The following is a 14,346-nucleotide window of genomic DNA, read 5'->3' on the forward strand; positions in this document are numbered from 1 at the left end:
CATAGCGCGTTTTGGCGGCTTGCTACGATAGTGCCGCTGATTACGTTTTGCGCCATCGTGGGATTTTTGCCTGCGGATATGCCAGATATCTATATTGTGCCGCCGCTTGCACTGGGGATGGCTATGCAAACGACGGCGTTTAGCGAGGTCGCCGGCAGAGGCTATAACAATGCCTTTACTACGGGCAATCTCAAAAAGACGATGATCTCTTTGGGCGAATACGTAATGCACCGTAAAAGCGAAGATAAGCGCTCGGTTTTTATATACGCAGCCCTCGTAATCAGTTTCGTTGCGGGCGGCATCGCTTCGGCGCTTTTACAAAAGATCTTGGGTTTATATACGATTTTAATTGCGGCGGTGATTTTGGCGGTAACGGCAGGAATTTACGCCCTTATGCTGATTGAGCGCGAGGATCATCTTTCGTCTTGAATTTGCGAGGTTGATTTTATCGAAAAGATTTGCGGAGCGCGAAAGCTCCGCAAAGTATTTTGTCGAGCGCTTATTTTATAACGCCGCAGACCATTCTAGCGCCGCCGCCGCCGAGCGGCTTCGGATGGTCGCTGTGGTTATCGCCGCCTACGTGAACCATCAGCGAGTGGCCCTTTAGCTCATCTAGGCTCTTGATCTTCGGAGCTAGCACCGGATAGACCGCATTGCCCTCAGCATCGACGAAAAGTGCAGGCAGATCGCCCTTGTGGCCGCTATCGTCCCAAGCAAACGAGTGCTTTTTGGTATCGCTCGGATCCCAGTGACCGCCCGCTTTCATGCCTAAGCCCTTCTCGGTCGCGCCGCAGTCGGCATTTTGATGCACGTGAAAGCCGTGCACGCCGCTAGTAAGACCTTTTAAATTCGGGAAAAACGCCACGCCGTAGTTCGTCTCGACCGCTACGACCTCGCCGACGGTTACGTTGCCCTTCTCGCCCAGCTGCTCCATCGCGATGACAAGGTGCTTGCCGGTCTTAGGGTCGAAATTTTGCATATCGCCGTGCTCGTGAGCGATCAAGGCGCTTGCGACTAAAATTGATGAAATTAAAAATTTCTTCATGAAAAATCCTTTAAAATAAAATGCGAGTGTAATTTTATCCAAAAAATACTTAAAAAATAATTTTTCTTATTTAGATAAATTTTGCTTTTTATCTAAAAGGCTTATCGCGAAGAATAAGATCAAGCTGAAAATTACGAGCAAAACGCTTAAAATCAGCGCCCGCTCGTTCTCTCCGTCATACACGGCATTGTAGATCGCAAGGCCTAACGTGTCGGTTTTGCCCACGATATTTCCGCCCAGCATCAGCGTAATACCCACTTCGCCAAGTCCGCGCGAGAGCGCTAGAATGAGCGCGGAGCCGAGCGTTTTAAGCGAGCTTGGAAGGATGACGAAGAGGAAAATTTGAGCTCTGTTTTTGCCTAAAATTTGCGCGGCTTCGATTAGGCTCTTCGGAAAGAGCTCAAAGCTCGCACACACGGGCTTTACAAACAGCGGCAGCCCCACCAAAAATGCGGCGATTACCAATGAAGAAAAGTTAAAAACGATGTCTAAATTTAACGCAGAGCCGATAAATCCGCTCTTTCCGAAGATGTAAAGAAGCAAAAATCCCGTCGCGATCGGCGGGAAGATGAGCGGAAAAATCACTAAAATTTCGACGATTTTTTTAAGCTTCGATCTACTAAAGGCTAAAAAATACGCAATCGCAAGCCCTACCGTAATCAACAGCAAAAAGCTACAAAACAGGGCTTTGACGCTTAAAAGCAAAGGATGCGCGATCCAAGCTATGTCGCTCATTTAAGGCCGAATTTTGAAAAAATCTCTTTTGAGCGATCCGACTTAAACTCCTTCATCACCTTTTCGCAAAGCGCTTCATCGCTGCACGCGCTAAGCCTTGCGATGCCGATGTATGCGGGGCTGTAGAGGCTCTCGTCGATGTAGATGATCGAGCCGAACTCATCTTTTTTGGCGACCGCTTCGGTGCTATTGATAAAGCCCGCCTGCACCTCGCCGTTGATGACGTAAGCGACTACCTGCGGCACGCCCGCGACGGCTAAAATTTTATCTTTTACTCCGTCCATCTTGGTATTTTGTAAAAACTCGTTCGTCCTGATACCGTAAATCGCCTTTTTGGGATCTGGCATCGCGATTTTATCGAACTTTGCGATCTCCGATACGCCCTGTATTTTGATATTTTTCGGCGTCACCAAAACAAGCGTGCCGCGCCCGATGCGCTCAAATTTAGTGATATTTAGATCGCTTTTTTTCAAAAACGCCTCGTCGCCCACGATGAATGAAATTTTATTCTCGCGCGATTGAATGACGAGCTGGCCAAGGTTGGCAAACGATCCCGCCACATCCATGCCCTCTTTTTTCAAATTTTCGATCACGGCTGAGACGGGCTTTTTATATCCGCCGCCGGCTGCGATTATCAGCTGATCCGCGCAGAATGAAACGCTTGCCGTAAGTGCTAAAATAAAAGCAATTTTTTTCATGAAAATCCTTTTTTTTGAAATTTTAAGAATTTTACAAAATATACTCTTATTTATTAATAAATCGCGTTTTTATGCCTTGTTTTAGACTTCCGCGCCTTAAATTTAAAATTTAATATTTAGATAAATTCTATCTTTCCGCCTAGATCGCACACGCCCTGATTCCAAACCGCCGAGCTTACGAGCACGTCCGCGCCGGTAGCTGCAAACTCGGCGCAGTTATTTTTATTTATACAGCCCGCAGCGCAAATTTTAATCTGCGGCGCCGTCTCATCTCGCCTCAAAACGCAGGCTCTAAGCTCGCTAGGGCTCATCTTATCGCACATTATTGCATCCGGCGCGTAACTTAAAAGCTCGCTAAATTCGCGCTCGCTCGCCACTTCGATCATGATCTTTCGCTCGGGCGCGCGCTCTTTAAATTTAGCGATCTGCGCGCAAAACTCGCTAAAGCTCGCAAACGCGCGGATGTGGTTTGAAAAAAATAGGACGCTGTCGTGCAGCCCCAGGCGGTGCATCGTTCCGCCGCCCGCGATCAGCGCATTTACGCAAAGCTCCTTCGCAAAAGGAAAGCTCTTGCGTGTCGCACCCAGCACGCAGCGCGGATTAGCCTCTCGCATCAGCGCAACCATCTCGTGCGCGTAGGTAGAAATTTTGCAGGAGTACTCAAACACGATCTGAACGATCTTCCAAGCTTTATGCAGGCTCTCGAAGCTCCCCTGCGCGCTAAAAATTTCATCCCCTGCGCAAAATGCGCTTCCCTCGCGCGCTAGTCGCTGCGTCTCGCAACTAAAGCGCGCCGCCACTTCGCGCGCAATCCCCCCGCCGCTAAAGATCAGATCCTGCCTCGTTACGATAGAAAGTCGCGCGGGCGCGTTTAGATCCACGAAGTCCTGCAAAAGCTCGGTCGTAAGGTCCAAAAACGCGCCGTCGCTTGCGATAAGATCGTCGATTTTACTCTGCGAAATAAACATATCTAGCCTACGAAGTGAATTTTAGCGGGCTCAAAGCGTGAATGCGCCTTTGTGACGCGAGACGGAAAGCCCAAAGGCATAATGCAAAACGCCTCTAAATGCCCAGGCAGATCCAAAATTTCTCTTACGCGCTCCATTGCGTAAATATCGGGCGCTACGCCCAGCCACGTGGTGCCAAGCCCCAAATGGTGCGCCGCCAGCCAGAGATTTTCTGCCGCACAAGCGCAGTCGTAGCGAGCGTAGGGCTGGAATTTTAAGCCGCTTTTGCGCGTGCAGACCACGATCGCAAGCGGCGCATCCTTCGTGCAGCCGCCGTAGGTGCCGACGCTGCTAAGTAGCGTAAGCGCGGTGCGATCGCGCACTACGTAAAATTCCCATGAGCGCTGGTTGCCTGCGCTAGGGGCTTGCATCGCGGCTTTTAGCACGAGCTCGATCTGATCGTCGCTCGGCATTTTTTCGGTAAAATTCCGCACGCTCGTGCGTGTAAAAATTTCATTCATCGCTGCTCCTTTAAATTAAATTTCTAAATTCCGCTTTTTGCGAGCGGTAAAAAATGGAATTTAGAAGTAAGCTTGCCGCTGCGTTTGCTTGAGCCTTGCTTACACGTTGCGCTATTTAGGCGCTACGTGGCGGCCGATGCGCGCTAATTTGGTTTTACTTGCCTGAGCGCGCCTCTTTTTGCATCGGAAAGCGTAAAGTCGCGATAGAATTTCAAGCCTCATTACTATGAAACACGCCGCATAGGATAGCTGCGCGAACTTAATTCAATCAAAATTTCGCTCACAAGCAAGCTTGCGATCCGCGTATTTAAATTTTAATCCTAGGCCGCTATTTGGCACCTGCTAAAATGACACGCCGTATGCATCAATATGTGCGTGTAGCTCGCGTGGTCCTTAAATTTCATCTCGCACGCAAACTTGCGTCGATCTTTGCGGATAAAATTTTATCCTTCGCAGCAATGAAATTTCACCTTCGCGCCGAGCAAATTTTATCTTCGTCGCTCGGTAAAATTCCGCTTTCGCCGCTTTGTATTTTAACCGCACGCGTCCGCAAAGCACTTGCCGCGCCGTACCGCATGCAAAGCGCGCTCAGATCAAAAGCTCAAAATATCTAAAATTTAACCGCTAAACACGATCAGGCAGATCCACACTCCGAAACGCTATAAAATTTTAAGCGTTTAAATTTATCGCTCGCCTATCAGCTTGCGCACGACGTAGCTTGCGATGAAAAGCCCGAAGCTCGCGGTCACGCCCATGAAGCTGCCCATCGATTTGACGCGCGGCGGCTCGCTTGAACAAACGACGTCAAAATCGCCCGCAAAGCCGTGCTTTCGCAGCTCATATCTGATCTTGCGCGCGAGCGGATCGCCTTGCGTCCGCCAGATTGAGCGGATTTCGATTTTAGCGGGATCGAGCCTCTTTGCGCCGCCCATCGAGCTTACGAATCCTACGCCCGCCTCGCTGCAGCGCAGCGCAAGCGCGATCTTGGCGCCCACGTCGTCGATCGCATCGATGACGAAATCAAATTTTGCTAGATCAAATTCCGATAAAAATTCCTCGCCAATCCTAGCGACGATCGGCGTCACGCCTTTAAATTTGCGCGCGAAAACCTCGCATTTTAGCTCGCCTACATGCTCGCTTCCAAGCTGGCGATTTTGGTTGGTTATCTCGAAGCGATCGCAATCGATTACGCTTAAGCTTACCGCACCGCTGCGATACAGCGCCTCTATCGCCGCTCCGCCCACGCCGCCGCAGCCGCAGATTAAAATTTTAGCGCTTTGCAGCCTTGCGAAATCCTCGCCGAAAAGTAGGCGCGAGCGCGAAAAGCGGTCTACTACGACCTCACTCATCGTTTTTCATCCACCCTTCTAGCGCGCTCATCTGCTCGTGCGCGGTCAAATTTAGCTTAATCGGACTTAGCGTCGCCCGCCCCTCAAAAAGCACCGAAATATCGCTGTTTTCATTCCTGCTCGCATCAAAGTCGAACGTAGATTTGCCGAGCCAATAATACTCTATTCCGCGCGGATTGCGGTTTAGCTGCGCGTCGGTATCGTAGAGCTTCTCGCCGCATGGCGCAACCGTTAGCCCCTTGAAATCTTGCTTTGAAACGGCAGGAACGTTTAAATTTAAAAACTGCTTCGGCGGCAGAGGAAAGCCTTTTTTAAAGATTTTTTCAACCAATTCCACCGCGAGCTCGCACGCGAGATCAAATCCGTATCGCTGCAGCGAGTCCGCGACGTAAAACTGGCTCACCGCAAGCGCGGGAATGCCTTGCAAAACCCCCTCCATCGCGCCTCCGCACGTGCCCGAATAGGTCACGTCCTCCGCGACGTTGGCGCCGTGGTTTATGCCGCTTATCACAAGATCGGGCTTATGGTTATACAGCGCGCGGAGCGCCAAATACACGCAGTCTGCGGGCGTAGCGTCGTCGAGTTTGAAAAATCCGTCGTCGAGCTTTACAAATCTAAGCGGGCGTGTGAGCGTGAGCGAGTGCGAGCATGCCGATTTCTCCGAGCTTGGCGCTACGATGGTTACGTTTGCGACCGATCTTAGCGCACTTGCGAGCTCCAAAAGACCGCGCGCTTCGAATCCATCGTCGTTGGTGATTAAAATTTCTTTCATATTCTCTCTTTAACTAAAATTTCGCGACAGACCTATCGGGGCGGAATTCTATCTGCAAAATTCTAGCACTCAATTCTTTACTATGCAAAAATTGCTACTTAGTTTGCGTGGCGTAAAATTTCATCGTGTCAAATTTTTTCGCAAAAATTCCATCACGAAACTTAGATCACAAAATTCATAGAAAAATTCCGCTTTTTTGCTACGAAATTTTATCTTTTTTCGCTACAAATTTTTATAGCTTTTTATAGCCTGACACGCAATTTCATCGCCTAAATTTCACTTTCGAAATTTCTTAAATTAAATTTTGCGACCGCACTCCGCAACTCGCCGCAAAATTTATCTTTTAAATTATCGCAGATTTTGCACCATAAAATTTCGCTTTCGCGCCGATGTAAATCTGCGACATAAAATTACGCGAGATTATCTATAACCCTGCTTTGCGGCATATCTCCTCGCTCACCTGCAAATCAAGTAGGTGCGAGCTCGGATAATCGTAGAAAAACCGGTGCACTTCACGCACTCCGCTTCGCAATAAAGCTCGCGTACTAGGTGCGTTGCAGTCATTTTCGGTAATATCCTTGGTTAGCAATTTGAGATATTTTTGCCGATCGGAGCTTTTCAGGCTCGCCCAGCCTGGGCTTAGCGAGTAGGCGTAGATCAGATCGCTTCCTTGTGCGCTAATTTCTCCGAGGAAGGCAAACCGCGCAACCTTAACATGGGGTTTTGCACCGCCCGTGTCCGCTGCGATCTCGCTAGCTGCGGCTTTAGCGACGAGTGCGGGCGAGCCTAGCTTGCTAAGCGCCTCAAATCGCGCGGTTTTAGCGGGATCTTCGGAGATCTGCCGCTTTTGATACCCCGGCGAGCCGCCGCAACCGCCCAGCAACATCACGAACGCGCCGCATAGCGCTAAAATTTTAAAATTTCTCATCTTAAATCCTTTGTCGGCTTAATTTTAGCACATTTTGCTATAATTAACAAAAATTTAAAAGGCTAAATTTGAAATATTTAATCTCTTGCCTAGAACCCTCGGCGAACCTGCATTTCAAAGAGGTTCTAGCGCATCTTAAAAGGCTCAATCCCGCTTGCGAGATTTGCGGAATTTTTGATGAAAAGCTGGGCTCGCCGATCTATAAAAGCAGCGAATTTTCTGCGATGGGTTTTATAGAAATTCTACCGCTAATTTTAAAAGCCAAGCGCGTGATAACGCAGATGACGCGGCTTGCGGCGGAGTGCGATCGCGTGCTTTTAATCGACTCGCCCGCGTTTAATCTACCGCTAGCTCGCGCGATCAAAGAAAGCGGCGCGCGCGCGGAAATTTCATATTATATCCTGCCGCAGGTTTGGGCATGGAAGCCGCACAGAGCGGAGAAGCTGAAGGCGTTTTGCGACAATCTGCTCTCCATCTGGCCTTTTGAGGCAAAATTTTTCGGCGCGGATTGCAAGGGAGATAAAGGCGCTGTGCCGCAAGAAGCGAAGAACAAAGACGCTGCAGCACAAGAAGCAAAAGATAAAGACGCGGCGCCGAAAGAGAATACCGCGCGCCCGAGCGAGCAAAATTTTATTTCGCCAAATTCTGCGCCTAATTTCGCGGATCAAAATTCTAAGGCACAGAATTCCGGTAATTTTTGCGAACAGAATTCCGAGACCGAGAATTCTAATGAGCCAAATCTCACCAGGCAAGGCATCTCGCAGAATTTCGCGTCGCAAAGCTCTGACGAGCCGTGCTCCGCACAGAATTCTGCGTCTTTAAATTTAGCGGCTCAGAGCCGTGCTCGCTATTTTTTCGTAGGACATCCGCTGCTTGACGAGATAAAATTCCAAAAAACAAGCTACGAAAAGCAGGGCAAGATCGCCTTTATGCCGGGCTCGCGCAGGGCTGAAATTTCAAGACTGATGCCGATTTTTAGAGCCCTTGTGCCTAAATTTGAAAATAGCGAGCGAGTCTTAATAATCCCGCCGCATCTGATGGATCAAAGAGATGAAATTTACGGGCCTCTGGACGGCTTTAGCATCGCAAACGATACTCCCGCCACGCTTAAGGATTGCGATTTCGCCTTCATCTGCTCGGGTACGGCGACGCTTGAGGCGGCGCTCATCGGCACTCCGTTCGTGCTGTGCTACAAGGCTCGCGCGTTTGACGTTTGGCTCGCGCGAAAGCTCGTAAAGCTAAAGCACGTGGGGCTTGCGAATATTATTTTTGATTTTTTGGGCGAGGAGCCGCTACATGAGGAGCTTTTGCAAGGCGAAGTAAGCGCGCAAAACCTACTCGCCGCATACGAGCGCTGCGACGCCGCGAAATTTAAACTTGCGAGCGAGAAGCTGCGAGATTATCTGAAATTCGGCTCCAGCGAAAACGTGGCAAAAATTTTAACGCAGCCTGCGAGCTAAAATTTTAAGGCTAAAGCTTATATAATTTGATAAAAAGAAAGGAAGATTATGACGACCGAACCAATGACGCTTTACGGATATGAAAAGATCACCTCCGAGCTCAAAGAGCTTCAGAGCGTGAAGCTGCCTCACATCGTGCAGCAGATCGACATCGCGCGCGGACACGGCGATCTGAAAGAAAACGCCGAGTACCACGCAGCGCGCGAAGAGCAGGCGTTTTTGCTCTCGCGCATCGCCGAGCTTAGCGATATCGTCTCTCGCTCAAAGATCATCGACCCCTCGACCTACGAGCACGACCGCGTAAAATTCGGCTCCACCGTTACCTTTATGGACGTAGAGACCGAGCGGGAGGAGGTTTACACTATCGTAGGCCTTAGCGAGGCGGACATCTCGCGCAAACTTATCAATATCAATACGCCGCTTGCGCGCCAGCTTTTAGGCAAAGCCGAGGGCGATGAGGTGGTGCTTCAACTACCATCAGGCACACGCGATGTGGAAATTCTAAGCGTCGAATACAAGCCGATTAAATTTGAGAATTAGCGTGAAAAAAGTAGGCATCATCGGCGTTAGCGGCTATACTGGGCTTGAGCTGATTAAGGCTCTACTGTCCCACCCGGGCTTTGAAATTTCGTATTTGGGCGCCTCTACGCAGGGCGAGATAAGCGAAATTTTCCCGCAGCTTCGCGGCGTGTTTGAGATGCGCGTAGAAGCTGCGGACGCTCGCGTTGCGGCACAAAGATGCGATCTTATTTTCTTGGCGCTGCCGCATGGAAAAGCGATGGAATTTGCCCGCGAAATTTTAAAATTTAAAAGCGTCAAGGTAGTCGATCTATCCGCCGATTACCGCCTAAGCCGCGAGCTTTACGAGAAAAATTACACCGCGCATTTAGACCCTCGTAATTTAGCCCACGCCGTTTACGGACTGCCCGAGCTAAATCGCGAAAAGATCTGCGCCGCGCGCCTTACGGCAAATCCTGGCTGCTATCCTACCTGCTCTATTTTGGCGCTCGCGCCGTTCGTGCGGCTACTCGATCCCGCCCTCGGCGTATTTATCGACGCAAAAAGCGGAGTAAGCGGCGCGGGCAAGGCCCTCAAAGCAAGCAGCCATTTCGTAAGCGTGAACGAAAACGCGGGTGCCTACTCGCCGATCTCGCATCGCCACGCAGACGAGATCAAAGAGCAGCTGCAAATTTTAAGAGGCGGCGAATTTAGCACGCTTTTCGTGCCGAATTTGCTGCCGATTACGCGCGGAATGCTGGTTAGCGCGTTTGGCGTACTGCAAAAGAGTGTGGATGCAGAGGCGGTGCTACGGGAATTTTACGCAAACGAGCCTTTCGTGCGCGTCCGAAGCGAGCCCGTGAGCATAAAAAACGTCGTAGGGACGCACTTTTGCGATATTTTTGTAAAAACTGCGGGCGATAAAATTTGGATCAACTCGGCGATCGATAATCTTTTGCGCGGAGCATCGTCGCAGGCAGTCGCAAACGCAAATTTAATGTGCGGATTCGCCGAAGCTACGGCTCTACCGCGCATCGCGCACGGAATTTAAGCGATGAGCTTTTTCGCAAAAGCCGTCACGCGCCGGAGCCTAAATGCGAAATGATCAAATTCAGACGATAAAACCCGGCGCGATCTTTATCGGCGATGCGCACGCGGGCGCGAGTAGGCCGCAATTTTTGAAATTCTTGCGCGCGCTGCATTCTGCACAAAGCCTGCCGCCTCAAATTTTTATGATGGGCGACATGTTTGATTTTTTAGCAAACACGACCTACGTGCAGCGCTTCTACGAAGAGGAGATCGCGCTAATAAACGAGCTGTCGCGAAAATGCGAAATTTTTTACTTCGAGGGCAACCACGATTTTAATCTGCGCGAAATTTTCCCCCGCGCAAAAGTTTATCCAAACGCCGCGCAGCCCGTGAAATTTATCTGCGAGAGCGGTGAGGCGGTGCAGATAGCGCACGGCGATCTGTTTTTGCCGCGCCTGACGCAGTTTGCGCTGCTTTCGCTGCGAAACAGAGCTTTTCTGAAATTTATGGATCTGCTCGATCGCGCTTTAAAATTTAAAATTTCAAAGATGATCTTAAAATCGCAGGATGGAAAAAACCTATACAAAAAAATGCCAAATTTTAAGGATATAATCGCGCCGAAGATCGATTTTTACGCGGCAAATTTAATCATCGAGGGACATTATCATCAAGATGAAATTTTATATTTCGGCGAGAAAAAATATATAAATTTGTGCTCTTTCGGGGTTAGGAGCAAAATTTACGAGGTCGCAAAAAGCGAAAAATTTATGCTAATTCCAAAAAACTTAAACTTAAATTAGCTATAATTCCTAAATTTTTGCGAGGATATTTATGATAAAGCTTTGTGTTTTCGACTTTGATTCTACGCTGATGGACGGCGAGACGATAGGTTTTTTCGCCGCTAAAATGGGCACGCAGCGACAAGTTAGCGAAATTACGAAGCGCGCGATGGCGGGCGAGCTTGATTTTTTCGAGAGCCTTAGCGAGCGCGTGGCGCTGATAAAGGGGATGAAGCTTAGCGATGCTAAAGCTATCGCAGAAAGCCTGCCTTTTGTTTGCGGTGCTAACGAGATCGTCGCGTATCTGAAAAATAAAGGCATAAAGGTGATCGTCTTTAGCGGCGGATTTCATCTTGCTACCGATGCCGCGCAGAAAAAACTGGGTTTTGACGCAAGCTTTGCGAACTATCTGCATGAAAAGGACGGAATTTTAACCGGGCTTTTCGGCGGCGAGATGATGTTTGGATACTCAAAAGGCGCGCTGCTTGCGCAGCTTAAATCGCTGATGGGTCTAAAGACGAGCGAAGTAATGTGCGTGGGAGACGGCGCGAACGACGTTTCGATGTTTCGCGAGGCGGGATTTAAAATCGCCTTTTGCGCGAATGAGATTTTAAAAGAGCATGCGAGCGTCTGCATTGAAAAAAAGGATTTGAAGGAGATTATGAAATATGTATGATAAAGCCCTAAATTTCAGCCTTTGGTGCGACTTTTTGGAGCGCGATTTTATCGATAAAGATTTCGACGAGCTGATCAAAAAAGGGATAATTAACGGCGCTACTTCCAATCCTGCGATCTTTAAAAACGCGATCCTAAGCTCCCCCGCATACGATGCGGCTAAAGAGGAATTTAGAAAAAAAGAGCCTAAAAAGCTGTATGAAATTTTAGCCACTGCGGACATCAGAAGTGCGGCGGAGAGCCTTCTTAAAAATTTTATTAACGGCGATGACGGCTTTGTAAGTATCGAGGTTGATCCATATTTCGCAGACGACGCCGAGGCGATGTACCGCGAGGGCAAGCACTTATATAGCACGATCGGCATGCCAAACGTAATGATAAAAATCCCCGCGACCAAGGCGGGCTACGAAGCGATGCGTGATCTGCTAAAAAAAGGGATCAGCGTAAACGCGACCTTGGTTTTTTCGCCCGAGCAAACCGCAAAATGTATCGAGGCGATAAAAGAGGGTATCGCGGGCTTTCGCCGCTACTTCCCGAAGGCAAATTTACCAAAAACCGTAATTAGCATCTTCGTTAGCCGCTTCGATAGGTTACTGGATGAAAAAATGGCAGCGGCGGGTCTTCCTACCGGTAAAATCGGCATAATGAACGCCGCGAAGTGCTACAATATCATCGCTAAAGAAAATTTAAACTACGTAAAGCCGCTGTTTGCGAGCACGGGGGTAAAAGGAGACGATCTACCGAAGGATTACTACGTAAGCGAGCTGATGTATCCGGGCTGCGTAAATACCGCGCCGCTTGAGACCATAGAGGCTTTTGTAAGCGGCGATCAAAAACCCAAAACGCCGCCGAGCGATGAAGAGATAGAGGAATTTTTCGCGCGCGTAGCGGATGCGAAGATCGATATGAAAAAGGCGTATAAAAAGCTGCTGGATGACGGGCTAGCGGCTTTTGAAGAGGCATTTAAAGAGATAATAAAAACACTTAAAAAGGAGAAATGATGGCGGGTTCTATAGATTATTCGCAGTATCAAGTTGACGCTTCTACGCTGGATTTTAAGCAGCGAGATAGGCTAAATAAATATTTGGAATTTCTAATCCAAAACGGCGGTAGCGACCTTCACATAAAATCAGGCGCGGTTATTAGAGGGCGTATACACGGCGAGCTCGTAAAATTCAGCAAGACGCCTTTTTTAAAAGAGGATGCGATGACGCTAGCTAAGGAGCTTCTCATCACGCGCTTTCCTGAGCTTATCGAGAAAAAGAGCGTGGATTTTACCTATAAGCTAAACGAAGATTATCGCTTCCGCGTTAATATTTTCTTTCAGATCGACGGTATCAGCGCGGTTTTCCGAACGATACCGGTTAAAATTCCAGAGATCGACGATCTAGGTTTGCCGCCTTCGATCAAAGATATTTGCGACACGGCTATGCGCGGCGTCGTGCTGCTTACTGGACCTACCGGAAGCGGAAAGACGACAACGATCGCAAGCATGATAAATCGTATAAATAGACAAAGAACCAGCCACGTCGTTACGATCGAAGACCCCGTAGAGTTCGTATTTAAAGACGATAAATGCATCATCAATCAGCGCGCTATCGGTGAGGACTGCAATAACTTCGCCGATTCGCTTCGCGCCGCGCTACGAGAGGATCCGGACGTTATATTTGTGGGCGAGATGCGCGATTTAGAGACGATCGAGACCGCGCTTCACGCCGCAGAAACGGGCCACTTAGTGTTTTCGACGGTGCATACTATTGACGCAAAAGAGACGGTAAACCGAATCATCGCGATGTTTGAGCAGGCTGAGCAGGAGCGTATCCGAATGACGCTAGCATCTGTCCTAGAGGCGGTCATCTCTCAGCGCCTTGCCCGTACTGTCGAAGGCAAGCGCGTAGCCGTCGTCGAAATTCTACGCAAAAACACCCGTATTAAGGATATGATACTTGATGCGCGCGACGATGAAATTCCAGACGCGATCGCCGATGGTCGCAACACCTACGGCATGCAGACCTTCGATCAGCACCTGCTCGATCTTTACAGAGATGGCATCATTACCCGCGAGGAGGCACTGGATAAGGCCTCTAAGCGAAACGACCTCGATCTGCAGATCAAAAACGTCGATCTTGCCAAAAAAAGGGATTTGGCGGCAGAATCCGGAGAGAGTGCCGAAGAGATGCTTGCCGGCGAAGTCGTACAGCTAAAAGAGATCCGCTAAGTCGTAAATTTTAAAATTCTAAATTTTTGCAATTTAAAATTTTAAAGAATTTTGCCTGCCGCCGCGCAGGCAGAATTCTATTCGTTTGCCCGCTGCTACGCGGGTATATACTACCTTAAATTTCATTTTAAAATATCTATAAAGGCTATCCTAGAGTCTCAAGACTCTAGGTTGATAATATCATGTTTACAACCGTTATTGATTAACTTCAACAAGGTACTATAGGCTATATGCTTATAGTACCTTGTTATATTCAATTCTGAATAATTTTGAGCTATATATTATTTATATAGAACATTAGTAATATAGCTTACTAAGTATATACTGTCACATGGTGATTGCAATCGTATCTTCTAGGGAAAATCTGATACAGATGCTTCAGGACCTGCATGTGGTGATTATTTTTAAAATAGTCTATATGCTATGAGTTATTGATCGAAATGTTCAAAACTATATTTAACCTTACAGGAGGCCTCCTATGGAGAAGCAAACACAAGAGATTAAGTTCGAGAACGCTAAGTTCGAACTTATTAAACAAGATGACGCTAAAGGCGTTAATAAATACCGCTATACAGACGGTGACATTTTCAAAGCGGCTCTTAAAGATGCTGGTATCAAAGCTGATGACTATAAACTAGTTAAGAACTTTGAGAAAGCTTATGCAGAAGCAGCTACAACAGCGATAGCTGAAT

General features: G+C 48.4%; 18 protein-coding genes and 1 pseudogene. 11 read left to right on the forward strand and 8 right to left on the reverse strand.

The window, feature by feature from the left end:
• The coding region (locus tag Q0413_RS07860; protein WP_298988431.1) for a DUF1275 family protein at positions 1-429 on the forward strand (429 nt) is incomplete at its 5' end.
• Between the two features lie 70 nt (positions 430-499).
• Here Q0413_RS07860 and Q0413_RS07865 read toward each other — a convergent pair.
• From Q0413_RS07865 to Q0413_RS07885, 5 genes are all read right to left on the reverse strand, one after another.
• Positions 500-1,045 carry a superoxide dismutase family protein gene (locus Q0413_RS07865; protein WP_297905600.1) on the reverse strand — a complete coding sequence of 182 codons (546 nt, stop codon included), beginning with the start codon at positions 1,043-1,045 and terminating at the stop codon, positions 500-502.
• Positions 1,046-1,111: 66 nt separating this feature from the next.
• Entirely contained in the window at positions 1,112-1,780 is a 669-nt protein-coding gene (locus Q0413_RS07870) for a molybdenum ABC transporter permease (RefSeq protein WP_298988432.1), read from the reverse strand.
• On the reverse strand, positions 1,777-2,478 hold the full coding sequence (gene modA / locus Q0413_RS07875) for a molybdate ABC transporter substrate-binding protein (RefSeq protein ID WP_298988433.1): 702 nt from the start codon (positions 2,476-2,478) through the stop codon (positions 1,777-1,779). Before modA ends, Q0413_RS07870 begins: the two co-directional genes overlap by 4 nt.
• Before the next feature lie 116 nt (positions 2,479-2,594).
• Positions 2,595-3,446: a ModD protein gene (modD, locus tag Q0413_RS07880; RefSeq protein WP_298988434.1), complete on the reverse strand. Its 852-nt coding sequence runs from the start codon at positions 3,444-3,446 to the stop codon at positions 2,595-2,597.
• A 2-nt stretch (positions 3,447-3,448) separates the two neighbouring features.
• Complete coding sequence (locus Q0413_RS07885; protein WP_005869576.1) at positions 3,449-3,946, reverse strand: nitroreductase family protein; 498 nt, start codon at positions 3,944-3,946, stop codon at positions 3,449-3,451.
• A gap of 359 nt (positions 3,947-4,305) precedes the next feature.
• On the opposite strand from Q0413_RS07885, the gene Q0413_RS07890 reads away from it, so the two are divergent.
• On the forward strand, positions 4,306-4,560 hold the full coding sequence (locus tag Q0413_RS07890; protein ID WP_298988435.1) for a hypothetical protein: 255 nt from the start codon (positions 4,306-4,308) through the stop codon (positions 4,558-4,560).
• Positions 4,561-4,629: 69 nt separating this feature from the next.
• Here Q0413_RS07890 and Q0413_RS07895 read toward each other — a convergent pair whose 3' ends face one another.
• The 3 genes from Q0413_RS07895 to Q0413_RS07905 form a co-directional block, all read right to left on the reverse strand.
• Positions 4,630-5,295, reverse strand: coding sequence for a ThiF family adenylyltransferase (locus tag Q0413_RS07895; protein WP_298988436.1), 666 nt, complete (start codon positions 5,293-5,295; stop codon positions 4,630-4,632).
• Positions 5,288-6,067 carry a 5'/3'-nucleotidase SurE gene (gene surE, locus Q0413_RS07900; RefSeq protein WP_298988437.1) on the reverse strand — a complete coding sequence of 260 codons (780 nt, stop codon included), beginning with the start codon at positions 6,065-6,067 and terminating at the stop codon, positions 5,288-5,290. Before surE ends, Q0413_RS07895 begins: the two co-directional genes overlap by 8 nt.
• Before the next feature lie 424 nt (positions 6,068-6,491).
• A complete protein-coding gene (locus Q0413_RS07905; RefSeq protein WP_298988438.1) occupies positions 6,492-6,995 on the reverse strand; it encodes a hypothetical protein in 504 nt (167 codons plus the stop codon).
• A gap of 68 nt (positions 6,996-7,063) precedes the next feature.
• Here Q0413_RS07905 and Q0413_RS07910 point away from each other — a divergent pair.
• The 9 genes and pseudogenes from Q0413_RS07910 to Q0413_RS07950 all read left to right on the forward strand — a co-directional run.
• Positions 7,064-7,495 (forward strand): annotated as a pseudogene (locus Q0413_RS07910) (lipid-A-disaccharide synthase); the annotation flags it as partial.
• Entirely contained in the window at positions 7,469-8,455 is a 987-nt protein-coding gene (locus tag Q0413_RS07915; protein ID WP_366939668.1) for a DUF354 domain-containing protein, read from the forward strand. The pseudogene Q0413_RS07910 and the gene Q0413_RS07915, both read left to right, overlap by 27 nt.
• 48 nt (positions 8,456-8,503) lie before the next feature.
• Entirely contained in the window at positions 8,504-8,995 is a 492-nt protein-coding gene (greA, locus tag Q0413_RS07920) for a transcription elongation factor GreA (protein WP_177388511.1), read from the forward strand.
• Position 8,996: 1 nt separating this feature from the next.
• Complete coding sequence (gene argC / locus Q0413_RS07925) at positions 8,997-10,004, forward strand: N-acetyl-gamma-glutamyl-phosphate reductase (RefSeq protein ID WP_298988439.1); 1,008 nt, start codon at positions 8,997-8,999, stop codon at positions 10,002-10,004.
• A 43-nt stretch (positions 10,005-10,047) separates the two neighbouring features.
• A complete protein-coding gene (locus tag Q0413_RS07930; RefSeq protein WP_298988440.1) occupies positions 10,048-10,782 on the forward strand; it encodes a metallophosphoesterase in 735 nt (244 codons plus the stop codon).
• 31 nt (positions 10,783-10,813) lie between these two features.
• Complete coding sequence (gene serB / locus Q0413_RS07935; protein WP_298988441.1) at positions 10,814-11,437, forward strand: phosphoserine phosphatase SerB; 624 nt, start codon at positions 10,814-10,816, stop codon at positions 11,435-11,437.
• Complete coding sequence (locus tag Q0413_RS07940) at positions 11,430-12,437, forward strand: transaldolase (protein WP_298988442.1); 1,008 nt, start codon at positions 11,430-11,432, stop codon at positions 12,435-12,437. Before serB ends, Q0413_RS07940 begins: the two co-directional genes overlap by 8 nt.
• Positions 12,437-13,654 carry a type IV pilus twitching motility protein PilT gene (locus tag Q0413_RS07945; protein WP_297880012.1) on the forward strand — a complete coding sequence of 406 codons (1,218 nt, stop codon included), beginning with the start codon at positions 12,437-12,439 and terminating at the stop codon, positions 13,652-13,654. Before Q0413_RS07940 ends, Q0413_RS07945 begins: the two co-directional genes overlap by 1 nt.
• 478 nt (positions 13,655-14,132) lie before the next feature.
• Positions 14,133-14,346: hypothetical protein (locus tag Q0413_RS07950; protein ID WP_298988443.1), on the forward strand; the 214-nt coding region annotated here is incomplete at its 3' end.

The organism is uncultured Campylobacter sp., assembly GCF_938045465.1.
Taxonomy (GTDB): Bacteria; Campylobacterota; Campylobacteria; order Campylobacterales; family Campylobacteraceae; genus Campylobacter_B.